This window comes from Brachybacterium sp., from assembly GCF_052095815.1.
Taxonomy (GTDB): Bacteria; Actinomycetota; Actinomycetes; order Actinomycetales; family Dermabacteraceae; genus Brachybacterium.
This window is the reverse complement of sequence record NZ_JBQDLF010000004.1, coordinates 59255-81608: the sequence shown is the minus strand read 5'-3', so window position 1 is coordinate 81608 and position 22354 is coordinate 59255. Positions and strand designations below refer to the sequence as shown.

Annotated in this window: 19 protein-coding genes; 13 read left to right on the top strand and 6 right to left on the bottom strand. The window is 70.3% G+C overall.

Features of this window, described 5'->3' with window-relative positions; translation table 11 throughout:
- The first annotated feature begins 2 nt into the window (after nt 1-2).
- From ACTH43_RS02870 to cls, 5 genes are all read left to right on the top strand, one after another.
- Nucleotides 3-824 carry a transporter substrate-binding domain-containing protein gene (locus ACTH43_RS02870; protein ID WP_441443417.1) on the top strand — a complete coding sequence of 274 codons (822 nt, stop codon included), beginning with the start codon at nt 3-5 and terminating at the stop codon, nt 822-824.
- Nucleotides 825-832: 8 nt separating this feature from the next.
- A complete protein-coding gene (locus ACTH43_RS02865) occupies nt 833-1495 on the top strand; it encodes an amino acid ABC transporter permease (protein WP_441443416.1) in 663 nt (220 codons plus the stop codon).
- A complete protein-coding gene (locus ACTH43_RS02860; protein WP_441443415.1) occupies nt 1485-2237 on the top strand; it encodes an amino acid ABC transporter ATP-binding protein in 753 nt (250 codons plus the stop codon). The genes ACTH43_RS02865 and ACTH43_RS02860 overlap by 11 nt, the downstream gene beginning before the upstream one ends.
- A gap of 149 nt (nt 2238-2386) precedes the next feature.
- On the top strand, nt 2387-3310 hold the full coding sequence (locus ACTH43_RS02855; protein ID WP_441443414.1) for a Bax inhibitor-1/YccA family protein: 924 nt from the start codon (nt 2387-2389) through the stop codon (nt 3308-3310).
- A gap of 95 nt (nt 3311-3405) precedes the next feature.
- Nucleotides 3406-4893, top strand: coding sequence for a cardiolipin synthase (gene cls, locus ACTH43_RS02850; RefSeq protein WP_441443413.1), 1488 nt, complete (start codon nt 3406-3408; stop codon nt 4891-4893).
- A gap of 23 nt (nt 4894-4916) precedes the next feature.
- Here cls and ACTH43_RS02845 read toward each other — a convergent pair whose 3' ends face one another.
- Together ACTH43_RS02845 and ACTH43_RS02840 are read right to left on the bottom strand one after the other, a co-directional pair.
- Nucleotides 4917-5726, bottom strand: coding sequence for a hypothetical protein (locus ACTH43_RS02845; protein ID WP_441443412.1), 810 nt, complete (start codon nt 5724-5726; stop codon nt 4917-4919).
- A 55-nt stretch (nt 5727-5781) separates the two neighbouring features.
- Nucleotides 5782-6705: a hypothetical protein gene (locus ACTH43_RS02840; RefSeq protein ID WP_441443411.1), complete on the bottom strand. Its 924-nt coding sequence runs from the start codon at nt 6703-6705 to the stop codon at nt 5782-5784.
- Between the two features lie 234 nt (nt 6706-6939).
- Between ACTH43_RS02840 and thiD the strand changes: the two genes are divergently transcribed.
- On the top strand, nt 6940-7815 hold the full coding sequence (thiD, locus tag ACTH43_RS02835; RefSeq protein ID WP_441443410.1) for a bifunctional hydroxymethylpyrimidine kinase/phosphomethylpyrimidine kinase: 876 nt from the start codon (nt 6940-6942) through the stop codon (nt 7813-7815).
- Nucleotides 7816-7850: 35 nt separating this feature from the next.
- Here thiD and ACTH43_RS02830 read toward each other — a convergent pair whose 3' ends face one another.
- Entirely contained in the window at nt 7851-9071 is a 1221-nt protein-coding gene (locus tag ACTH43_RS02830; protein WP_441443409.1) for a glycoside hydrolase family 3 N-terminal domain-containing protein, read from the bottom strand.
- A 77-nt stretch (nt 9072-9148) separates the two neighbouring features.
- Between ACTH43_RS02830 and ACTH43_RS02825 the strand changes: the two genes are divergently transcribed.
- From ACTH43_RS02825 to ACTH43_RS02805, 5 genes are all read left to right on the top strand, one after another.
- Nucleotides 9149-9715, top strand: coding sequence for a hypothetical protein (locus tag ACTH43_RS02825; protein WP_441443408.1), 567 nt, complete (start codon nt 9149-9151; stop codon nt 9713-9715).
- Between the two features lie 45 nt (nt 9716-9760).
- Nucleotides 9761-11974: a prolyl oligopeptidase family serine peptidase gene (locus ACTH43_RS02820; protein WP_441443407.1), complete on the top strand. Its 2214-nt coding sequence runs from the start codon at nt 9761-9763 to the stop codon at nt 11972-11974.
- A complete protein-coding gene (locus ACTH43_RS02815) occupies nt 11971-12687 on the top strand; it encodes a DinB family protein (protein WP_441443406.1) in 717 nt (238 codons plus the stop codon). Before ACTH43_RS02820 ends, ACTH43_RS02815 begins: the two co-directional genes overlap by 4 nt.
- Complete coding sequence (locus ACTH43_RS02810; RefSeq protein ID WP_441443405.1) at nt 12684-14153, top strand: alpha/beta fold hydrolase; 1470 nt, start codon at nt 12684-12686, stop codon at nt 14151-14153. Before ACTH43_RS02815 ends, ACTH43_RS02810 begins: the two co-directional genes overlap by 4 nt.
- An 83-nt stretch (nt 14154-14236) precedes the next feature.
- The gene (locus ACTH43_RS02805) at nt 14237-15109 is read left to right on the top strand and encodes a hypothetical protein (protein ID WP_441443404.1); all 873 of its coding nucleotides are present in this window, start codon (nt 14237-14239) and stop codon (nt 15107-15109) included.
- Here ACTH43_RS02805 and ACTH43_RS02800 read toward each other — a convergent pair.
- Complete coding sequence (locus tag ACTH43_RS02800) at nt 15087-16532, bottom strand: DUF2079 domain-containing protein (protein ID WP_345082086.1); 1446 nt, start codon at nt 16530-16532, stop codon at nt 15087-15089. The genes ACTH43_RS02805 and ACTH43_RS02800 overlap by 23 nt on opposite strands.
- Nucleotides 16533-16586: 54 nt before the next feature.
- Here ACTH43_RS02800 and ACTH43_RS02795 point away from each other — a divergent pair, with 54 nt between their 5' ends.
- Both ACTH43_RS02795 and ACTH43_RS02790 read left to right on the top strand, forming a co-directional pair.
- On the top strand, nt 16587-17402 hold the full coding sequence (locus tag ACTH43_RS02795; protein ID WP_441443403.1) for a hypothetical protein: 816 nt from the start codon (nt 16587-16589) through the stop codon (nt 17400-17402).
- Between the two features lie 177 nt (nt 17403-17579).
- Complete coding sequence (locus tag ACTH43_RS02790) at nt 17580-20264, top strand: S8 family serine peptidase (RefSeq protein WP_441443402.1); 2685 nt, start codon at nt 17580-17582, stop codon at nt 20262-20264.
- 215 nt (nt 20265-20479) lie between these two features.
- Here the strand turns inward: ACTH43_RS02790 and ACTH43_RS02785 are convergent, their stop codons facing one another.
- Both ACTH43_RS02785 and ACTH43_RS02780 read right to left on the bottom strand, forming a co-directional pair.
- Entirely contained in the window at nt 20480-21619 is a 1140-nt protein-coding gene (locus tag ACTH43_RS02785) for a sialidase family protein (protein WP_441443401.1), read from the bottom strand.
- Entirely contained in the window at nt 21616-22332 is a 717-nt protein-coding gene (locus ACTH43_RS02780; protein ID WP_441443400.1) for an N-acetylmannosamine-6-phosphate 2-epimerase, read from the bottom strand. The genes ACTH43_RS02785 and ACTH43_RS02780 overlap by 4 nt, the downstream gene beginning before the upstream one ends.
- Nucleotides 22333-22354: the final 22 nt, after the last annotated feature.

The following is a 22354-nucleotide window of genomic DNA, read 5'->3' as shown; positions in this document are numbered from 1 at the left end:
CCATGAGCATCGCCCCTCGCCCCACTCGCCGCCTCGCTCTCGCGCTCGGCGGGGGCTCCATCGCCGCTGTCCTGGCCGCCTGCAGCTCCGAGGGCGGCTCCGGCGGAGGGGACGAGGACATCCTGGCCCGCGTCCAGGAGAACGGGACCATCCGGATCGGTCTCGAGGGCACCTACCGCCCCTACGCCTTCCATGACGAGACCGGTGAGCTGGTCGGCTTCGAGAAGGAGATCGCCGACGCGATCGCCGAAGGGCTGGGGGTCACGCCGGAGTACATCGAGACCGAGTGGGACTCGCTCATCGCCGGCCTCGACGTGGACCGCTACGACCTGGTTGTCAACAACGTCGGCATCACCCCGGAGCGGGAGGAGAAGTACGCCTTCACCGAACCCTACGCCCGCTCGATCGGCCGTATCGCCGTGCCGGAGGGTTCCGAGGTCCAGACCGTCGAGGAGCTCGAGGGCAAGCGTTCCGCGCAGACTGCGACCAGCAACTGGGCGCAGCAGATGGAGGCCCTCGGTGCCGAGATCGTCCCGGTGCAGGGCTTCGCCGAAGCCATAGAGCTGGTGATCCAGGGGCGGGCCGACGCGACCGCCAACGACATCATCTCCTTCCAGACGTACCAGGAGGAGCATCCCGATGCCGCCTTCCGCCTGCTGGACGCCGAGCTGCCCACCGACGTCACGGTCGGCGCGATCATGCAGAAGGGCCAGGATGCCCTGCTCGGCGCGGTGGACGAGATCCTGGACGGGATGAAATCCGATGGCTCCCTGAGCGCCATCTACGAGGAATGGGTGGGCCAGGACATCACCCCTGAGGGCTGAGACACCCGATGCCCCGCTTCCTCGAGCTCTGGATCGAGTCGCTCCCACGGCTGCTGACCGCGATGATCGAGATGACGGTCCCGCTGTCGCTGCTGTCCTTCGCGATCGCGCTGGTGATCGCGGTGGTGGTGGCCCTGACGCGGCTGTATGCGCCGGCGCCTCTGAAGGCGGCGGCCTGGATCTATGTGCAGGTGTTCCGTGGGACACCGCTGGTGGTGCAGCTGTTCATCGTCTACTTCGGCCTGCCCAGCGTGGGCATCGAGCTGGCTGCGTTCCCAGCGGCGGTGATCACGCTGGCCCTGAACACCGGGGCCTACGCCTCCGAGGCGGTCCGCGCCTCGATCCTCTCGATCCCGCGCGGACAGTTCGAGGCCGCTCAGTCGCTGAATCTCTCGCGCGCGGCCACCTTCCGCAAGGTGGTCGCCCCGCAGGCCATGCGGATCGTGCTGCCGCCGCTGGCCAATGACTTCATCGATCTGGTCAAGGGGACCAGCCTGGTCTTCGCGATCACCCTCATCGATGTCTTCCAGGTGGGTCGGCAGATCGCGGCCGCCACCTATGAGCCCCTCATCATGTACACCGAGGTCGCGCTGATCTATCTGGCGCTGGTCTCCCTGCTCAGCCTCGGCCAGAACCAGTTGGAGAAGAAGGTGTCCGCCCATGTCCGCTGATGATCCGCTGCGGGTGCGTGGCCTGCGCAAGACCTTCGGTGAGCTGGTCGCCCTCGACGATGTCTCCCTGGACGTCGAGCGCGGCACCACCTCGGTGCTGCTGGGCCCCTCCGGGTCCGGCAAATCCACCCTGCTGCGCTGCCTGAATCTGCTCGAGAAGCCCGACGGCGGCACGATCGACCTGGGGGAGGGGCCGATCGAGGTCGGCGGGAGGCTGACCGCCACCCGGGTGCGGGAGATCCGCTCCCGCTCGACAATGGTGTTCCAGCAGTTCAATCTCTTCCCTCATCTCACCGCGCTCGGCAACGTCACTCTCGCCCCGCGCGAGAACCGCGGCCAGACCCGGCAGGCGGCGGACCAGCGGGGAAGGGAGCTGCTGGAGAAGGTGGGGCTCGCCGACAAGGCCCACTCCTATCCCGACCGCCTCTCCGGCGGGCAGCAGCAGCGGGTCGCGATCGCCCGGGCCCTTGCCATGGACCCCGATTTCCTGCTGTTCGACGAACCGACCTCCGCGCTGGATCCGGAGCTCGCCGCCGAGGTGGTCGCGGTGCTCGCTGAACTCGCCGCCGAGCAGCGCACGCTCGTGGTCGTCACCCATTCCCTCGCCTTCGCGAAGCAGGTCGCGAACAGGGTGCTGTTCCTCGAGGACGGGAAGGTCCTGCAGGACGGCACACCCGAGGAGTTCTTCTCGAGCGAGGACACACGGCTGCGCCGCTTCCGCGAGGTCATCAGCTCGGTCTGAGGGCCTGGCCCGGCATGCGGCCCTTCGCTCTGAGCAGAGCATGCACACAGCGAGATCTCGGGTTTCCGCCGTACCATGGCGGAATCGGTCCGACGAAGCGCACTCCTGGCGTCGGTCGTCGACCCACCTGATCCCACGTGAGGAGCCCCATGGCACGCCACAACATCGTGTTCGGCCGCGACCAGGCCGTTCAGAACGGTGCGAACTACAACGCCCCGCGCTTCGGCAACTCGGCACAGGCCGCACCCGCCCAGAACACCCAGTGGTCCTCGGGCTTCGCCCAGCAGGGCTACGGCCAGAGCGCGACGGCCCAGCCGGGTGCGGAGCAGCTCGAGGCGATGTACGCCCGTCCCTCCGCGACCGGTCACGACACCGGCCGGATGACGATGCGGGATGCGCTGAACGCCATCACCGCGACCCTCGGCATCGTCATCGTGGTCGGCTTCGCGGTCGCGATGCTGCCCTACGCGCTGGCCTTCATGGCTGGCGAGGCCGGAGCCCAGGCGGGCCTGGCGATCGCTGGCGCCGCGACCCTGATCGGCGTGGTCGGCGGGCTGATCACGGCGCTGATCAACATCTTCAAGAAGCAGCCCTCGCCGATCCTGGTGGTGCTCTACGCCGGATTCGAGGGCCTGTTCCTCGGCGGCCTCAGCGGCACCATGGAGTACTTCTACCCCGGCATCGCGCTGCAGGCCGTGGTGGGCACCCTCGCCGTCGCCGGCACCGTGCTGGTCCTGTTCCGGATGGGCGTGCTGCGCACCTCCCCGCGCCTGAACAAGATCTTCATGGTCGCGATGATCGCCTACATGCTGTTCGGCCTGGTCAACATCGGCGCGATGCTGCTGATGGGCCAGAGCCTGCGCGACGGCATGCTGGGCCTGGCCATCGGCGGCATCGCCGTGGTGCTGGCCTCGTACTCGCTGGTGATGGACTTCGAGGGCGTCCAGCACGCGGCCGAGGCAGGCGTGCCGCGCAAGTACGCCTGGCGCCTCGCCTTCGGCGTCACGGTCACCATGGTGTGGCTGTACGTCGAGATCCTGCGGATCCTGATGATCCTGCGCGGCAACGACTGATCAGCATCACCTCGGGCGGCGACTGCGTCCCCGTATCCTGAACGGCGGGTCCCTCTGGGGCCCGCCGTTCCCGTTTCCGACCAGAGGAGCTGAGGGTGACCGACGTGTGGCAATGGCTGCTCGACCACGGGGTCCTGGTGTTCACGTACGTCTACTGGGCGCTCGACATCGTGCTGCGTCTGGTGAGCCTGATCGTGGTGCCCCGCAACCGTCGGCCGGGTTCGGCGATCGCCTGGCTGCTCGCGATCATGGTGATCCCGCTGATCGGCTTCCCCCTGTACCTGATGCTGGGGAACGCACAGCTGCCGCGCCGCAGGCGCGAGAAGCAGCGGGCCGTCAACCGCCTGATGCGGGTGCGGGCGCAGAATATCCCCGACAGCGAGCTCGATGAGGACGTGCCCAGCTGGCTGCAGGCTGCGGTGCGGCTGAACCGTGAGCTCGGCGCCTTCCCGCTCACGGGCCGGAACTCCGCGGATCTCGAGATCGACTACGACACCTCGATCGCGCGGATGGCAGCTGACGTGCGCTCCGCACGCGAGAGCGTGCACGTGCTCTTCTACATCATGGGGCTGGACGAGATCACCGAGGACTTCTTCGCGGCCCTCGGAGAGCGCGCCGACGCGGGCGTCCCGGTCCGGGTGCTCTACGACCACTGGGGTGCGCTCAGCCACGGGTCGCAGTATCGGGCGATGCGCCGCATGCTCGACGCCCACGGCATCGAGCACTTCCCGATGAACCCGATCCAGCCGTTCCGGGACGGTGCCTTCCAGCGGCCTGACCTCCGCAACCACCGCAAGATGGTGATCGTCGACGGCGAGGTCGGCTGGATGGGCAGCCAGAACCTGATCGCCGCCCACTACGACAAGCGCTCCAACATCCGCCGCGGGCTCCACTGGCAGGAGACGATGGTCCGGTTCCGCGGCCCGATCGTCTCGGAGCTGAACCTGCTGTTCGCCACCGACTGGTTCTACGAGTCCGAGCAGATGCTGCCGGAGGAGACGGTGGTGCGTCCCTCCCCGGACACCTCGGGCAGCTACGAGTGCCAGCTGGTGCCCAGCGGGCCCGGCTTCGTCGCGGAGAACAATCTGGCGCTGTTCAACCAGCTGTTCTACTCCGCCTCCCGCCGGATCGTCGCGGTCTCGCCCTACTTCGTGCCCGACGAGTCGATGCTCGCGGCGCTCGTCACCGCCGCCCGGCGCGGGGTGGAGGTCGAGCTGTTCGTCTCCGAGATCGGGGACCAGTTCCTGGTCTTCCATGCCCAGCGCTCGTACTACTCGATGCTGCTCGAGGCCGGGGTCACGATCTGGCTCTACCGCGCCCCGACCATCCTGCACGCCAAGCACGTCACCATCGACGACTCGGTGACGGTGATCGGCTCCTCGAACATGGACATGCGCTCGTTCCTGCTGCAGATGGAGTGCTCGCTGATGGTCGGGGGCACCGACTTCATGGTGAAGATGCGTGAGGTGGAGGCGACCTATCGCTCGCGCAGCCGACAGCTCACCCTCGAGGAATGGCGACAGCGTCCTCGAGCGATGCAGGTGGTCGACAACCTCTGCCGGCTCGCGTCCTCGGTGGTCTGAGTCCTCGGTGGTCTGAGCTGGACTCAGGAGATTCCGGTGAGCGACTCGTAGGCCTGGTCCGCGGCTTCCATGTGCTCGGCAGTCCCGGTGTTGGTCTCGGTCATGAACAGGCTCGGGCCCTGGTCGGTCTCGAGCACCACCACCACCAGTTCGGTGGCGGTCACCTCGTCGATGTCCGAGACGGCGAAGTTCACGGTCGCGGTCGTGCGGTAGCCGGGCAGTCCGGCGATCGTGACCGGTTCGGTGATCTCGTCATCCAGTGAGCGGCCACTGGTGCCGCCCCAGATGTCCGAGGAGAAGTAGCAGCTCACGATGGTCTGTGAGGCGACCTCGGCCCCGGGGTACTCGATGCCGGGCTGCCACTCGATCGCGCCGACCACCATGGTGGAGGTCCAGTCTTCCGTGACCTGGGCCTGAGCGCCCTGCAGGTCATTGGCGTAGGCGATGCCCCGCGGGCCGCCGCGCTCGGCGTAGAGCGTCGGCGGGATGAACTGCAGCCCGCCTCCGCGCAGCTTGCCGGAGGGGTTGGTGGAGGTCCGCTCGGACCGCTCCGGGGTCCAGCAGCGTTCCGCCTCGACGTCGGTCGGGGTGGGCGAGGGCGTCTCCGAGGTGGACGGGGTCTCCGGAGCGACCGACGTGCTCGCGGACGAGGAGGTCACCGTCGACCCTCCGCCGCCCCCTGCGGGGCGCAGCACCAGGTAGCCCACGGTCGCGCCCACGATGAGCAGGAAGACCACGGCGAAGGCGATCCCGCCGATCAGCAGGGCGGCGCCGCGCCCACCGTTCCCACCGGCCTGCTGCTGGGTGGAGGTGTACTGGGGTCCGGTGTGCACTGCGGCTCCTTCGACGGGCGATGATCTCTCGACGTGCGGTGTTCGGGACGGGTCATCATTCGACGACGGCGAGGCTCGCGATGATGTCCTCGAGGTTCTGGGCGTGTTCAGGCTGATCGGCGGCGACATCGCCGGTCAGGGCGCTGGGGCCGTTCGGGGTCTCCACGACGATCGAGGTGACGACCGAGGCGCTCGAGGACTCGAGCACGCTGGGATCCTCGAAGTGGTAGGTCGCCTGGACGATCCACGCGGCGGTGCCGTCCACGCTCATGACTTCGGAGCGGTAGTCGGTGACCTCGGGATGCTCACCGAAGTGGGAGAGCACCCCCGAGGTGGTGGCGTAGCACTGGAAGATCGCGACCGCAGCGGGCTCGAGGCCGGGATATCCGCCCTCGTCCTCGGGGAAGGAGACCCGGCCGAGGTTCAGCACGCTGAACCAGCCGCCCTCCACCTGGCGGGAATCGGCACCGACCTCGGTGAGATAGGGCAGCGAGCTGACCACCCAGCCGTCTCCCCAGCCCGGAGGATTCGTGTACTCCAGCCCGCCGCCGCGCACCTTCCCGGGTTCGGCGGGCGGGGAATCGGCGTTCAGCGGCACCGTGCACTCGGTGGTCGGCGCCTGGGTGAAGATCGGCGGGGGCGGGGCGATGTCCGGGTCCTGGGGATCCGGCACGTACTCCGACTGCCCCTTGGCCGAGCGTTCGCCGGTCTGATAGGCGGTGGGGTCGGGGTCCGCCAGCACCGAGCGGAAGACGGTCTGCGAGAGGACCAGCGCGACCACTGCGAGCACCACAACCGCGGAGCCGATGACGGCCAGCATCGTGGTGCGGCTGCGGCGCAGGGCACGATCGCTCGGCGCGCCGAGGGTCACCGGTCCCTGCGAGGAATCGAAATCGGGCAGCCCGTCCGAGGACTGCGCGGAGAAATCGGGCAGCGAGGACTCCTCCGGCTGCTGCTCGCCGCCTGACTCCGTGCCCATCCCCACCTCCGCTGTCTCCCCATCGCCGCTGTGCGGAGTTCCGTTCGCGTTCCCCGCGGGCGCCTTCGGCGTGCCCGCCCCGGGTGATTCTCGCACGCGGGGCCCCGCGGGATCGCTCCCAGGATAGAGATGCCAGCCGTGATTGGTACTCTCCGCTCACGGACAGGCCCGCAGCCCGGGGCTCGCCCGTCCCGTGCCCCTCCGGAGCCGGGTTCCCCGAGAGATGGAGTCCGCATGCGCCCGCCCCTCATCCTGACCATCGCCGACTCGGAGACCCACGGTGCCGCCGGCATCCAGGCGGATCTCAAGACTTTCACGGCGCTGGGCACCTACGGGGCGAGCGCGGTCAGCATGATCACCGTCGTCACGACCAACGGCGTGCAGAGCACCCATCCGCTGCCCGGCGACGTGGTGCGCCGCCAGATCGACGCGGTCGCGGGCGACCTCCGGCTCGACGCCACCAAGATCGGTGCTCTGGGCAGCGCCGCAGCGGTCCAGGCGGTGGCCGCCGCGCTCCGCGCCCATCGCGGAAGGCTGGGACGGATCGTGCTGGACCCGGTGATGGTCAGCGCCGACGGCACCGCGCTGATCTCCGCGGAGGGGGCGAGCGCGCTCGCGACGGAGCTGCTGCCGCTGGCGGATGTGCTCACCCCGAACATGGCCGAGGCCGCCCAGCTGCTGGGCCGTCCGCTGGCGACCTCGATCGACGAGATCCGCGAGCAGGCGCTCGCGCTGCAGGCGCTGGGGCCGGGCGCGGTGCTGATCACCGGGGGCCGGCTGGAGGGCGAGGATGTGGTGGACGTGCTGGTTCATCAGGGCGGCACCGATCTGCTGCGGGCCCGGCGGCTGCCGGACCGGCGAGTCCGCGGTGCCGGATCGACCTTGTCCGCCGCGATCGCGGCGCAGCTCGCCCGGATCGCAGAGTTCGACCGGGCGGGGGAGCTGGGGGAGATCGGCGAAGCGGGCACCGATGATGACATGGTGACCATCGTCGCCTCCGCCCGCGAGTTCGTCGCGAGCGCGACGGAGAACGCCCAGGGCTGGCAGATCTCCCGCCATGAGGGAGGCTTCAGCCCGGTGAACCACCTCATCACCCTCGACAGGGACTGACCTCCCGGCGCGGAGGAGGAACTCGCGGGGGCGGGCTATCCCTGGAGCAGCCCCAGCTGCTCCTTGAGCGCGAGCATCCGGCCCGCGGACTCCCGCACCCGCTGCTCCTGCTCCGGGCTCTGCGCGGCCCAGCCTTCGATCGCATCGACCAGCTCTCCGGTGAGCGAGGCATCGGCCGTCAGCACGGCGTCGCCTCCCGCCTCCAGCAGGCGGGTGGCGCGCTCGGCGACGGGGACGGAGGCGACGGCCTTCGCCGCGCCGATGTCGTCGGTCACCACCAGCCCCTCGAACCCGAGTCCGTCGCGCAGCAGATCCTGGATCGCCGCGGCGGAGAACATCGCCGGGACTCCGGCCTCGAGCTGCGGATAGATCGCCGAGGACATCATCACCAGCTGCGCGCCGGCCTCGATCCCGGCGCGGAAGGACTCCAGGAACGGATCCTCGGGCCCGGTGACCTCGTCCTCGATCCCCTCGGCGGAGAAATCCGTGTTCTGCTCCACGCGTCCCAGGCCCGGGAAGTGCTTGAGGGTCGCGGCGATGCCCTGGGCGGCAAGAGCTGTGGTCGCGGCCGCCACGCACGCGCCCACCGCGTTCGGCTCGGTGCCGAAGCCTCGGTCCAGCCCGCCGACGGGCTCGTTGGCATCGCCCAGGGCGGGATCCACCACGTCAGCGACCGGCGCGAGCGCGACCTGGATGCCGCGGGCGGCGAGATCCTCACCGATGCTCGTGTACGCCTCTGTCACGGCGTCGATTCCCTGCGCGCCGAGCTTCTCGGCCGACGGGGTCTTCCGGGCGGCATCGCCACGCAGCATCCTGACCTGCCCGCCCTCCTGGTCGACGGCGATCAGCGCCGGGAGATCGGGACGGGAGAGCTCGCGCGCGGCGGTGACCGTGCGGTCCACGGCCTCGGCGCTCTCCCAGACCTGGAGCAGGAAGATCCCGCCCGCGTGATGCTCGGTCAGCACCTGCTCGGGGATCTCGGAGCCGGCAGGGATCCCCACCAGCACCAGCTGCCCGGCGAGCTCGCGAGGGGAGAGCGTCTCCAGCAGCAGCTCAGCAACGGTGGGGGGCTCCGTGGTGGCGGGGGCTGTGCTGGTCGCCGCTGTGCTGGCCGTCTGCGATGGCGGTCCCTCGGCGCCGCCTCCGTCGCTGGAGCCGCCGGGCCCGTCGGCTCCCGGGTCCTGGTCGGGTCCCTCGGCAGTGCAGGCGGCGAGGGCCGCCGCGGGGGTGAGAGCCAGGAGGTGACGACGACGCATGGCGTCAGTGTTCCATGAGCGGCACCGATGCCAGCGGGACGTGAGCGGAGCCACCTGCGCCCCCGTAAGGTGGCCCCATGAGCACCGAGACCCCGCCGCAGGAGCATCCCCATGCCCCGCGGATCGAGTCCGGCACCGGGACGTCGCTGGCGGCCTGGGTGCAGCGGATCGACGACGCCGGAGGCCGCGAACTCGACCACACAGCGATTGCCCGCCTGCTGCCGCAGCGGTGGGAGATCAGCGAGTGGTGGGCACAGGGCGTGACCGTCGCCTATGAACAGATCATCGGCCGTCGTGTGGTGGGCCAGGGCTGCGCGGGCGATTTCGCCGCGTCCGCCTCCCGCACCCTTCCCGGAGATCCCGATGCCGTGCGCTCGCGGTGGGATGCCTTCATGTCGGCTGCGCGTCGCGAGGAGCTGGGGCTCGAGCAGCCCAGCCTCAGCGATACCCCGAAGTGGCGCTATTGGCGTGCTGCCGTGAGCGACGGAAGCCGGCTCTCCGTGAACATCACCGCCAAGGACGAGGAGCGCAGCACCCTCGGTATCGAGCACAAGGGCCTCGAGACCGCTGATGCCCGGGAGGTCTGGACGACCACCTGGAAGACCACACTCACCGACTTCACCGACGTCACCGACGTCACCTGACGTCACCGACATCACTGATCCCGCCGACTTCGACCAGGAGAACCGATGACCGACCCCGCCGCGATGACCGACCCCGACGTGATGACGGACTCTGCCGCTCGCCCCGCCCCGGGTCCCCAGCTGCCCGCCCCCGATGGCAGCGCGGATCCGCATCAGTGGCTCGAGGAGGTCACTGGGGACGAGGCGCTCGCGTGGGTGCGCGAGCGCAACGCAGCGGCGGAGTCGGAGCTGGACGGCGTCGGCGATCCCCATGATCCCTCGGGTGACCCGCTGGCCACGACGCTGCAGGAGGAGATCCGAGAGATCCTCGATGCCAAGGACCGCATCCCGGGCGTCACCAAGCGCGGCGACTTCCTCTACAACTTCTGGACCGATGCCGAGCATGAGCGCGGGCTCTGGCGGCGCACCACCCTGGAGTCCTACCGCACCGAGGAGCCCGAGTGGGAGGTGCTGCTGGACGTCGATGCGCTCAACGAGGCCGAGGGGGAGGACTGGGTGTGGCACGGCGCGAGCCTGCTGCGCCCGCAGGAGGGGCAGCCCTACCGCCATGCCCTGGTCGATCTCTCCCACGGAGGCTCGGATGCGGATGTCACCCGAGAGTTCGATCTCGAGACCCTCTCCTTCGTGACCGCAGCCGAGGGCGGCTTCGAGCGTCCGGAGGCGAAGGGATCGCTGAGCTGGATCGACGCCGACACCGTCTGGGTCTCGACCGATTTCGGCGACGGCACCATGACCAGCTCCGGCTATGCGCGCCAGGCCCGGATCTGGCACCGAGGCACCCCGCTGGATGAGGCTCAGCTGGTGCACGAGGTCGCCGACACCGATATGGCGATCTTCGCCGCCCATGACTCGACCCCTGACTGGGAGCGGGACTGGGTGATCGAGGCGCACGCCTTCTACAACAACACGATCCACGTGGTCGACCGCTCGCAGCAGCCACCGGCGCTGACCACGGTCGAGGTCCCCGCAGACCTCGAGGCCAGCGCGCACCGGGATCTGGGCATCTTCAGCCCCCGCAGCGACTGGGAGATCGGTGAGTCGGTGTACCCGGCCGGCTCCCTGGTGGTCGGCGACTTCGCGGCCTTCCAGGCGGGCGAGCCCGAGCTGCAGATGCTGTTCGAGCCCACCGAGACCACTTCGCTCGCGGACATGACCATCACCCGCACCACCGTGGTGCTGTCGATCCTCGAAGACGTCGTGCACCGGCTCGAGGTGCACACCCGCGACGAGCACGGCGCCTGGGTGCGTCAGGACCTCTACCCGGAGCTGCGCGGCTCCATCGGGGTCTCCGCGGTGGACGCCGACGTCAGCGACGAGGTCTGGGTGACGGTCACCGACTTCATCGAGCCCACCACCCTCCAGCTCGGGGACCTCGCCGACGTCGCGGGCGGCGGCGAGCCGGGCGAGCTCGCGGTCATCAAGTCCGCCCCGGCCCGCTTCGAGTCGGAGGGCCTGGACGTCAGCCAGCACTTCGCGACCAGCGACGATGGCACCCGCATCCCGTACTTCGAGATCACCCGGATCGGGGAGACGGACGCCGAGGGCTCCGACGAGCCCCGACCCACCCTGCTCTACGGCTACGGCGGTTTCGAGATCTCCTTGACGCCCTCCTATCTCGGGGCGATCGGTAAGACCTGGCTCGAGCGCGGCGGCACCTACGTGCTGGCCAACATCCGTGGCGGCGGAGAGTACGGCCCCCGCTGGCACCAGGCCGCGCTCAAGGAGAACCGACACCGTGCCTATGAGGACTTCTCCTCGGTGGCGAAGGACCTGATCGAGCGCGGCGTCACCGACCGCGCCCACCTCGCGGTGCGCGGCGGCTCCAACGGCGGGCTGCTCACCGGGAACATGGTCACCCTGTACCCGGAGCTGTTCGGCGCGGTGATCATCCAGGTCCCGCTGCTGGACATGAAGCGGTACAGCCACCTGCTGGCGGGCGCCTCCTGGATGGCCGAGTACGGGGATCCCGACACCGAGGACTGGGAGTACATCCGCACGTTCAGCCCCTACCACCTGCTGCAGGAGGGCAAGGGCGCCCAGTATCCGCCGACGTTCGTGCTCACCTCCACGCGGGATGATCGCGTCCACCCCGGACACGCCCGGAAGTTCGCCGCCGCCATGGAATCCCTGGGAGCCGACGTGCGCTACTGGGAGAACATCGAGGGCGGCCACGGGGGAGCGGCCAACAATGAGCAGGCCGCACGGATGAACGCGCTGCTGTACACCTTCCTGTGGAACACCATCGGAGATCGTTCGTGAACGTCCCCGCCTCAACTCCGCACGGGCCCGGCGCTGATCCTGCGGGATCAGATCCTGAGGACGCCCGACCTGCGAACCCCGGCCCCGCGAATCCCGGCCCTGCAGACCAGGTCGAAGGGCTCGACGACCTCGTGGACCGGCTCGCTGCGGAGCAGCGGGACGCCGTCGCCGCAGAAGAAGCGCAGGCGCAGGAGATCGCCGACGAACCCGGCGAGCAGCGACCCGAGCCGCCGCTGCTGAGCGGAGAGCGGGAGACCCTCGAGGGGTTCCTCGACTTCCTGCGCGCCACCATGCTCTGGAAGACCGAACGGCTGAACGATGAGCAGGCCGCCCGACGACTGGTCGGCTCGGAGACCACGGTGACCGGGATGCTGCGACATCTGGCCGATATCGAGCGCTACTGGTTCCGGGAGGTGCTCGGCGGGGTTCCGCTCGAAGACGTCGGCTACCGCTGGTCAGACGGTCGTGACCCCGGCGGCCAGTGGGCGCTCCCGGTGGGGGCCTCGCTCACGGAGGCGCGCGAGGACTACCGCAGCGCCACCGCGCAGTCACGGGACCAGCTGGTCGGCCGCGAGCCGGAAGAGGAGCTGCGTGGCGGCGGCGAGGTGCGCACCGTGCGCTGGGTGCTGGCCCATATGGTCGAGGAGACCGCGCGACATGCCGGACAGCTGGACATCCTGGTGGAGCTGCTCGATGGGAGGATCGGCGAGTGATCGCTCTGCCCGGACTCCGCTCCACCCGTTCTCGACCCTCGGAGTTCTTCGACCGCGCCGCACAGGACGATCTGCTCCAGCTGCGCAACGACCTGATGACGGTCTACCGCGAGTTCTCCGCCGAGGACCCGCGGCTGTTCCCGCTGCGCTACGCCCGCACGGTCCCGCGCCGCGCACATGCGGTCCGGGCATCGGCCGAATCCGGCGCAGCGGGCGCTCGGCCCCTCGCGGGGCCTGCCCCGCGCAACACTGCCGCGCCGCAGGTGCCTGTGCTGCTGATCCCCGACGGTCCCGCGCGGGCCTCGGTGCTGCCCTATGACGTGCTGCGCCGCAGCCTCGCAGGGCGGGGCCTGGACGTGCTCATGATGGAGCACCGCGGGGTGGGTCTGTCGCGGCTCGACGCGGAGGGCGAGGACCTCCCGCCGCATGCGATGTCCCTGCGTGAGGTGGTCGGCGACCTGGTGGCGGTGCTCGACCACGCCCGGGTCCCGCGGGCGGCGGTGGTGGGCAGCGGCTACGGCGCCTATCTCGCGCAGCTGCTCGCGATCTTCCACCCGGAGCGGGTGCACTCGCTGGTGCTGGACTCCCCGTTGACCGGTGCGGGGGACGAGGTGATCGCCCAGGAGGCGCTGCGCGCGCTGTACTGGGAGGGCACCGAGCCGTCCACCGGTACCACCGCCCGCACGCTGCGCAGGCTCGCGCAGGAGGGCACGGTCGACGCCTCTCGGGCGGGGCCGGTGGTGCTCGCCGTCCACGAGCACGGCGGGCCGGAGGCGGTGCGTGATCTGGTGGATCTGCTGGCCGTGGGGCGCGGGCATCTGACCTGGACCAGCGTCCGCCAGGTCCTGAACCAGTCCTGGCTGCAGTCCACCCCGTACGTGATCGAGCACGACCTCACCGCACGGATCCTGCACACCGAGCTCGGCGGCGGGCATCACGCCGATGGCGGCCCGCTGGATCCGCTCCTGCTGGAGGCGGAGCAGGCACGGGCGGTGCCCCCGTTCACCGGGGAGCAGCTGAACCTGCATGAGCTGGCACCGGCGATCACCGCACCGACACTCGTGATCACCGGTTCCCAGGACCTGATCTCACCCCCGTGCATCGCGCGTGAGCTCGCGGAGCGCATTCCCGGTGCCCAGCTGCTCGAGATCCCCGGCGCCCGGCATTCGATCCTCGACACCCGCAGTCGGATCCTGCAGGTCGCCGCGCGCTGGAGCGCCTGCGGAGCAGCGGCCCAACTGCCGGGGCGCGCCGCCGAGCTCGCGGCGCTGCCGGCGTCGGCGACCGATCTCGCGCTCTCGCGGGGGCTGCAGATCGCGCTCGCCGCAGAACGCTATTCTCCGTGGCGGCTGCGCCTGGAGTCGGCGCGCGCCGAGCGTGAACGACTGCTGCGGGAACGCGCCCGCTCCGATCCCCGGCCCCATCGGGGTCGCCGTCCGCCGCACGAGCGGGCGGATCCGGTGTGAGCCCTGCCCCTCAGCAGATCATCGGAGGGCATGCGCCAGTATTCTGAGCCGAGCACAGCACAGCACAGTCAGGGAGAGCATCGATGAGGTCTGGGTCGAGCAGGCGACGCGCCACCGGCATCCGCAGCAGCGCGCCGCTGACGACCCATCAGGGCCTGCTGCGTGCACTGGCGATCGCGAGCATCGTCGGGGTCGGTACGGTGACCGGTTTCGGAGCCGCCGGGATGGGACCGCTCGCCGCCCTCGCCGGTGACGCCGGGGAGAGCCCCGCCGAGCTCCCCGTCGCGACCGATCCCGCGACGCCCGCCCCCTCGGACGGCGGCGGAGCCCCGGACCCCGCCGGCACGCCGATCGCACCGGTGCCGACCGAGCCCGCCGCAGAGACCACGCCGGCGGAGACCGAGAGCGCCTCGCCCGAGGAGACGCAGCCGGCACCCACCGAACCTGCGGAGGATGACCCCGGGCGTGAGGCCGAGGGTGGGCGTGACGACGGCTCCACCGGCAATGACTCGCCCCGCGGCGGCAATGGCGGCTCCTCCGACGGCGGCACCAAGCCGGGCAACGGCTCCGGCGGCGGTAGCTCGACCCCGCCCTCGGCGCCGGAGACTGGAACTACCTCGCCTCCCGCGGAATCCACGACGCCGAGCGACGATCCTGAGTCTGGGAGCCCGGACCCCGGGCAGGAGACACCTGAAGACGGTGACTCTTCGACTCCCGGGGACGGTGACTCCTCGACGCCGGGGCAAGGCGACTCCACCACGCCAGGGGCTGGCACCGGCGAAGAGACCGCAACGAACCCGGAGAGTTCCGCCGATCCCGATCCCGAAGGCGCTGAGGGCGGCAACGGTTCAGGCGGCGCTGAGGGCGAGGGCGCCAGCGATCACGGAGCGAACCAGCGGGGAACGAACCCGCAGGGGCTGAATCAGCAGAGCACTACGGCCGGCACACGACGGTGAAGCCGCCGTCCTCGAACTCCGTCTGATACTCCGCGTCCCACTGCTGCTGTGCCCAGCTCGGCAGATCCTGCGGCGGGCCCTCGCCCCAGGAGAAGGCGTAGTCGTCGCTGAGCACGCAGTCCGGCACCCGTTGATTGGGTCCGTGCAGCCACTGCACGTCATGGTCCGGGACCGCCTGGGCCATCAGCGTGATGTCCACCGCGAGCACTGACCCGTCGGGCACTGCCGCGAGCGCCTCCGCTGCGGGCTCCGCCCGCCAGGTCGGCTCCCACAGCTGGGGCCGCAGCACGTCGAGCACCGGCATCGCCGGGCCGAGCAGCAGGGTGACCGCTGCGGAGGCGGCGACCGCGGTGATGCGGATCCGGCGCACCGGGAGCGGAGCATCCCGCCGCCACCAGGCGGTCGCGCGTCCTGTGCGTCGATCCCCGAGGGCGTCCAGCATCGCGGCCAGCGCGATCGGCATCAGCACCGCGTTGTAGTGCCAGTACCAGTCCCAGTAGAACTCGACGGTCCCGGTGAAACGCCAGGCGAGGGTGGGCAGCATCAGCGCGATCAGCGGTGAGCGGCCACCGATCAGGCCCGCGACCAGCAGCAGCATGAGCACTGTCAGCCACTTCACCGGCGGCCAGAACACCTCGAGCGGGGAGCCGAGGTTGTCGGTGTAGTCGTACTGACCGGCAGTGTTCAGCAGCGGCAGGAGCACGAAGGTCGACAGCACGAACCACCCCGCGCCCCACCCGGCCAGCGCCCATCCCGCACGGCGGTCGCGCGAGTGCTCGCGGTGGCGCAGCGCGATCAGCACCCCGAGCAGGGCGACGGTGAGCCCCAGATCCTCCTTGACGAAGACCAGCGGCGCCGCCCACAGCACTGCGTCGAGCACCCTGCCGCGCAGCAGCGCCGTCAGCGACAGCGCCAGCAGCGGCACCGCGAAGGCGATCTCATGGAACTGGACCGATGCTGCGGACTGCAGCCCGAAGGAGAACACATATGCGCCCCCGGCGAGGGAGCCGAGCCCCGGGCCCAGGCGGTCGATCGCGAGGCGGGTCAGCGGGATCGCGGACACCCCGAACAGCAGCGCCTGCGTCCACAGCAGCGCCTCACCGGAGGGCCAGGCCCACCACACCGGGGCCAGCATCACCAGCAGCGGATGGAAGTGATCGCCCAGCAGATTCACCTCGTCCCCCTTGATGGGGACGATCGGGGCACGCAGCTCCCCGTAAGCGCGTGCGAGCTGGGTGAAGATCCCCAGATCCCACGAGCGGGCGACGAGATGGTGGAACTGCTGGGAGCCCAGCATCCCGTAGGCGAGGGTCGCGGCGAGGGCGAGCAGTCCGGGCACCAGCCGTCGCGAGAGTCCGCCAGCATCGGGGGTCTCCGCTGTTCCGTGCTGGGTCACGGAGCGGGCGTCGGCCGGAGTATCCACGGTGCGAGGGTATATGCCATGACCGGAGGAGCCTCCACGCTCTACGATTCGCCTATGACCTCGAACTCCACGGCTTCCCTGCTCCGCTCCGCCGCCGCTGCGGCCACCATCGGCGGGCTCAGCCTCATCGAACCCCGACGGCTGGGCCCATGGTCGCGCGCCGCGTACCGGATCGGTACGGCAGGGGTGAGCGGTCTGCTCGTCGCTGACACCACGCGCGAGGAGGAGGTGATGCTCTCGCGAGGCCTGGACGGTGTGATCATCGGCGCCGCGACGCTCGGCCTGATGGATCTTGTCGAGCATCTCGATGCCCGGATCGTCGATGCGATGGGCCGCCGCGGGATCTCCCGGCCTCGCCTGGTGCTCGCCGCGCTCGGCGCGGCCGGAACTGTCGCGATGTACGCACTCGACACGTACCGGGCCTCGGAGGAGCACGGCACGGAGATCGAGGAAGACGTCGAGGAGCGCGAGCTGCCCACCCCGGTCCGGGACCTCGTGGACCTGTTGCTGGCGGCGGAGGGTACGGACCTTCCCGGTGCGGCGGCACTGCATGCCCAGCTGCCGGAGGCGAACGCACACGGTCCCTCCGAGGAAGCTGCAGAGGTGTGGCTCTCCGTGCCCGAAACCGCCGAGCGCGCGGTTCCGCGCCAACAGACCTGGCCGGTGCGTGGCGTCTTCACCCAGAAGGGCCATCGCTTCCAGGCCGAGCTGCAGATCGACGACGGTCTGCTGAGCATGCTCAGCATCGTCCTCGCCGACGACATCGAGGAGGCCGACGTGGATGCGGCGCTCGAGCACCTCTCGGGCACGGACTTCTCGCTGCCCGGGTCCGACGAGATCAAGATCGTCCGCGAGACGGCGACGCCCTGACCGGCCGAGGCCGCCCCAGCTTCCGCGGGAATTCTTCGGTTCTCGGCTTCGAATCGCTGATTCTCCCTCCTCGGCTGGGCAGTTCGTGATGGAATGCTGAGCGCCGGTGCGCACCGGAGGGCCCGGGCGCGATGATGCGCAGCGCACCGCTCATCCCATCCCCGGAGGAATGCAACGATGCACTTCAACCGTTCACGTCTGCTCAGACTCCGCGGCGCGCTCGCGGCCGGCGCCGGTGCGGCCCTCGTGGCCGGCCTGCTGGTCGCCCCGCCCGCTCTGGCCGAGGGAGGCTCTCCCGAGCTCCTCGGCACCGCTTCCGAGCTCGGCGTCGAGGTTCCCACCCCCGACGACGTGCTCGATGTGGCCGAGACCGCGATCCCAGGCCGCTGGCTCGTCCAGGTCGATGGCGCCCCCACGCTCCGCGGCGGCAGCGCCTCGACGAACTCCCGCGCCCAGGAGCAGGTCCACGAGCGTGCGGAAGCCGCCCAGATCCCGATGGAGGTCGAGGAGACCTTCGTGGCCGGCTGGAACGGCATGTCCGTCGTCATGGACGATGCCGACGTCGCCAAGCTGCGCGATGTCGCCGGCGTGACCGCCGTCTACCCGGTGCTCGAGGTCTCGATGCCCGAGCCCGTCGACGCCGCACCGAAGGACGTCTACGGCAACGCCATGACCGGCGTGGACCAGGTCCAGCAGGTCGACGGCCTCACCGGTGAGGGCGTCACCGTCGCCGTCATCGACTCCGGCATCGACTACAACCACCCCGATTTCGGGGGCTCCGGCACCAACGACCAGACGGCGGACTTCCCGGGTGAGCGGGTGGTGGGCGGTTACGACTTCGTGGGAGATGACTACGACTCCCAGACCGGGGTCCCCGTCGCCCCCGACGAGTACCCCGACGACTGCGGCGGCCACGGCTCCCATGTCGCCGGCATCATCGGCGCCGACGGCGAGGTGCTCGGCGTGGCACCCAAGGTGGACCTGCTGTCCTATCGCGTGTTCGGCTGCGACGGCTCCAGCAGCACCGAGGTGATCCTCGCAGCGATGGAGCAGGCGATGGAGGACGGCGCCGACGTGGTGAACATGTCCCTCGGCGCGAGCTTCGTGACCTGGCAGGACTACCCGACCGCACAGATGTCCGATGTGCTCACCGATAACGGGGTCACCATGGTGATCTCCGCCGGGAACGAGGGCGTCGCAGGCACGTTCTCGAGCGGCGCCCCCGGGGTCGCGGCCGACGCGATCACCGTCGCATCGGTGGACAACACCCACTTCCGCTCGCCCTACGCGACTGCGGCGGATGCCGAGATCGCCTACAGCGGCGCCACCGGCGGAGCGGCGATCCCGACCTCCGGTGAGTTCGCCCTGATCTCCGCTGGAGCCCCGGGCAGCGCAGCAGGTCAGGCCTGCGACCCCTCCGCCGTCGTTCCGGCCTCCGGTCCAGGTCAGGCACTGCTGGTCGAGCGCGGGGTCTGCTCCTTCTACGAGAAGGCCTTCTCCGGCCAGGCCGCCGGATATGACGCCGTGATCCTGTACAACAACGCTCCCGGCGCCGTGAACCCGACGGTCGAGGGCGATCCGGCGATCACGATCCCCGTGGTGATGATCAGCCAGGATGACGGCCTGGCGCTGCAGGAGGCGGCCGCCGCCGGCGACGTCACCTGGGCCTGGCAGGACGGCACCGTGACCCTCGAGAACCCGACCGCGGGCCTGGTCTCGGACTTCTCCTCCTACGGCCTCACCGCAGAGCTGCAGCTCAAGCCCGACATCGCCGCCCCCGGCGGTTCGATCTGGTCGACCGTCCCGCTCGAGCAGGGCGGTCACGGCGCCAAGTCCGGTACGTCGATGGCGGCGCCCCATGTCGCCGGCGCCGCGGCGCTGCTGCTGGAATCCTCTCCGGAGCTCACCCCTCGTGACGTGAAGACCGCGATGATGAACACCGCAGATCAGCTGACCTGGTCGCTGATCCCGGACGTCGGCTACCTCGAGCCGGTCCACCGTCAGGGTGCGGGCCTGCTGGACATGGTCGGCGCCGTGCACACCGCTACCCGCGTCGATGAGCCCTCGATCTCCCTCGGCGAGGGTGAGGACGGCCCGAAGACCGTCACCCTCACGGTCCACAACGATTCCGAGGCGGAGCAGACCTACCAGGTCGGCGTCCGCCACGGCATCGCCACCGGCCACCCCGCCTATGACCCGGCGTTCTATGACGCCGCAGGCATCGCCGAGCCCGCCGCCGACACGGTGGCGGTGCCCGCCGGGAGCAGCACCGAGCTCGACGTGGTCCTCGGTGAGGCCTTCGGCGAGGACGGCATCATCTACGGCGGCTGGATCACCCTGACCGGCGCGGAGGATGACATCGTCGTCCCCTTCGCGGGGCTCTCCGGTGACTACCAGGCGCTGCCGGTGCTGGATCCCCAGGGCCTGGGCCTGCCCGTCCTCGGCGTCTCCGACGGGGCCGGCAGCGTTCTGCTGGATCCCGATGGCGGCCACACGTACACGATGCAGGACGGGGACATCCCCTACCTCGCGTACTACTTCGGATACCCGGTCGAGCGGCTCGAGATCAAGGCCTACTCGATCAACGGGGGAGGGAAGGCCAAGCCGGTCAACCCCTCCGTCGGCCTGATCGACGCCGGCGATCACCTCGGCCGTTCGGCCGCACCCGAGGTCTACGGCTGGGACGGCAGCTACGCGCTGAAGAACCAGAAGTTCAAGACCGTGAAGAACGGGGACTACATCCTCGAGATGCGGGTGCTGAAGCCCCTGGGTGATCCGGCGAACCCGGACCACTGGGAGACCTTCACCTCCCCGCAGTTCACGATCGACAACCCGAACCCGGGCAAGCCCGGAGCTCGCTGAGCGGGGCCTCGCTGAGCGGGAGCGCACTGAAACGGAGCGCACCGAGTCGCGGCCCGCTGAGCCTGACCCAGCGGACCGCATGACGGAGGGCGGCGGCACCATCACGGTGCCGCCGCCCTCTGCCTGCGAAATCGGCTCCGAGCTCCGAGCTCCGAGCTGCGAGCTGCGAGCTGCGAGCTGCGAGCTGCGAGCTGCGAGCTGCGTCCGGCGGTCGCTCAGGCTGGCAGCTGATCCGCGGTGATCCGTGCGAAGCGGATCTCGCGGGCCTCGACCTCCCAGAGCACTCCGATCACGCCGTCATCCAGCGCCTGGACCACGGAGTAGTCCAGCGGACCGGGTTCGAACACGAGCACCTTCTGCCAGGTCTCCCCGTCATCGTGCGAGGCGCTGAGCGTGCCGCGGATCCGGGCGAAGCGGTCGTGGGCACCGGTGAACAGCAGCTCCCGTGCCCGTGGGTCCTCGGCGCCGGCATCCGGCCAGCGGCTCGCCAGCTGGGCGTTGTTGCCGGGATCGAGGAACTGCACATCGATCCCGGGGTTCTGCCAGCTCTCCCCGCCGTCGGCGGAGACCGCGATCCGTCGGTGCCCGCCGCGGGCGTGATCGCGCGAGTTCAGCAGCACCCGGCCGTCCGAGAGCTCCACGATCGTGGTCTCGTCCATGTCCTCGCCCACCGGGGCTCCGCGCTGCCAGCTCTCGCCATGGTCGTCGGAGAAGAGCACATAGGAGCGCACCACCTCACCGGCGGCCGGTCCCTCTCCCGCACGGCCACCCTCGCGGAACCAGCCGCAGTAGGGCTGCAGCAGTCTGCCGGCGTGCGGTCCGCGACACAGCACGATTCCGGCACCGGAGGTCGGGAATGCGGTGCGGAGCAGCTCCGGGGGAGCGGCGACCGCGGTCACGGAGCGGAACTCCCAGCTGCGGCCGGAGTCATCGGAGAGGCCGACGGCGGAGCCCATCACGTCCCGGTCCGCGTCATCGGTGCCGGCCACCGCGTCCCAGACCCCGCGGTCCTTCGCATGGGTGTGGAAGACGAACAGCCTGCCGGTGGCGGGGTCGTGGAGATAGCTGGGATCGCAGTACCACTGGCGGTCTTCGCGATCCGCCGCGCGGAGATCCTCGAAGGGGCCCCAGCTGCGGCCTCCGTCCAGGGAGCGTCGCTGCACCAGGCCCGTCGGATCCGGGACGTCCTGACCGGTGTCGCGGCCGTCGAAGGCCGCCAGCAGGTGCCCGTCGCCGAGATGGATGAGCCCCACGATCCGGTACCGGGGCCAGGGCCCTTCCCCGGCGCGGGCGAGCACGGTGTGCGGGACCGGGGCGTCGGGGACCGGCGCAGGGGAGGAGCCCAGTGAGATCATCGCAGCCGAGTGCCCGAGGCGGCAGTGTCCGCAGCATCCTCCACTGCGGTGCGGAACCAGCGGGTGATGCTCGTGGGATGCGTGATCGCGGTGCCGACCACGATGGCGAAGGCCCCGGCGGCGCGGGCGTCGGACGCCTCCTGCGGGGTGTGGACCCGCCCCTCGGCCACCAGTGCCGAGGTCGCGGGCAGCTGCTGCGCGAGCTCGCCGAGCAGCTCGAGATCGGGTCCGTCCGTCGTCGGGCGCGCCGCGGTGTAGCCGGCGAGGGTCGTGCCGATCAGCTCGATCCCGAGATCCGCGGCGATATGCGCCGACTCGAGGCTGTCGCAGTCCGCCATCAGCGGTCCGTCGAAGCGCTCGCGCACGGCCGTGACGGTCTGGGCGAAGGTGCGCCCGTCAGGGCGGGGACGGGTGGTGCCGTCCAGGGCGAGGATGTCCGCGCCCGCGTCGATCACCGCGAGGCAGTGATCGAGGGTGGGAGTGATGAAGACTCCCTCCTCCCCGTCCTTCCAGATGCCGATCACCGGCACCTCGACGGCGGAGCTGACCTGGCGGATGTCGTCGAGCCCCTGCGCGCGCACCGCTGAGGCGCCGCCCTGTTCCACTGCGGCGGCGATCTGCGCCATGGTGCGGGGATCGCGCATCGGCTCTCCGGGATAGGCCTGGCAGGAGACGATCAGTGAGCCCTCGAGCGGGGCGACCAGAGGATGCAAGAGAAGTCCTATCGGCGGAGTG

What these genes read in the sequence shown, in the direction of transcription:
- ACTH43_RS02870 (WP_441443417.1), top strand. Translation starts at nt 3, where the DNA reads ATGAGCATCGCCCCTCGCCCCACTCGCCGCCTCGCTCTCGCGCTCGGC.
- ACTH43_RS02865 (WP_441443416.1), top strand. Translation starts at nt 833, where the DNA reads ATGCCCCGCTTCCTCGAGCTCTGGATCGAGTCGCTCCCACGGCTGCTG.
- ACTH43_RS02860 (WP_441443415.1), top strand. Translation starts at nt 1,485, where the DNA reads ATGTCCGCTGATGATCCGCTGCGGGTGCGTGGCCTGCGCAAGACCTTC.
- ACTH43_RS02855 (WP_441443414.1), top strand. Translation starts at nt 2,387, where the DNA reads ATGGCACGCCACAACATCGTGTTCGGCCGCGACCAGGCCGTTCAGAAC.
- ACTH43_RS02840 (WP_441443411.1), bottom strand. Translation starts at nt 6,705, where the DNA reads ATGGGCACGGAGTCAGGCGGCGAGCAGCAGCCGGAGGAGTCCTCGCTG.
- thiD (WP_441443410.1), top strand. Translation starts at nt 6,940, where the DNA reads ATGCGCCCGCCCCTCATCCTGACCATCGCCGACTCGGAGACCCACGGT.
- ACTH43_RS02830 (WP_441443409.1), bottom strand. Translation starts at nt 9,071, where the DNA reads ATGCGTCGTCGTCACCTCCTGGCTCTCACCCCCGCGGCGGCCCTCGCC.
- ACTH43_RS02825 (WP_441443408.1), top strand. Translation starts at nt 9,149, where the DNA reads ATGAGCACCGAGACCCCGCCGCAGGAGCATCCCCATGCCCCGCGGATC.
- ACTH43_RS02820 (WP_441443407.1), top strand. Translation starts at nt 9,761, where the DNA reads ATGACCGACCCCGCCGCGATGACCGACCCCGACGTGATGACGGACTCT.
- ACTH43_RS02805 (WP_441443404.1), top strand. Translation starts at nt 14,237, where the DNA reads ATGAGGTCTGGGTCGAGCAGGCGACGCGCCACCGGCATCCGCAGCAGC.
- ACTH43_RS02795 (WP_441443403.1), top strand. Translation starts at nt 16,587, where the DNA reads ATGACCTCGAACTCCACGGCTTCCCTGCTCCGCTCCGCCGCCGCTGCG.
- ACTH43_RS02790 (WP_441443402.1), top strand. Translation starts at nt 17,580, where the DNA reads ATGCACTTCAACCGTTCACGTCTGCTCAGACTCCGCGGCGCGCTCGCG.
- ACTH43_RS02785 (WP_441443401.1), bottom strand. Translation starts at nt 21,619, where the DNA reads ATGATCTCACTGGGCTCCTCCCCTGCGCCGGTCCCCGACGCCCCGGTC.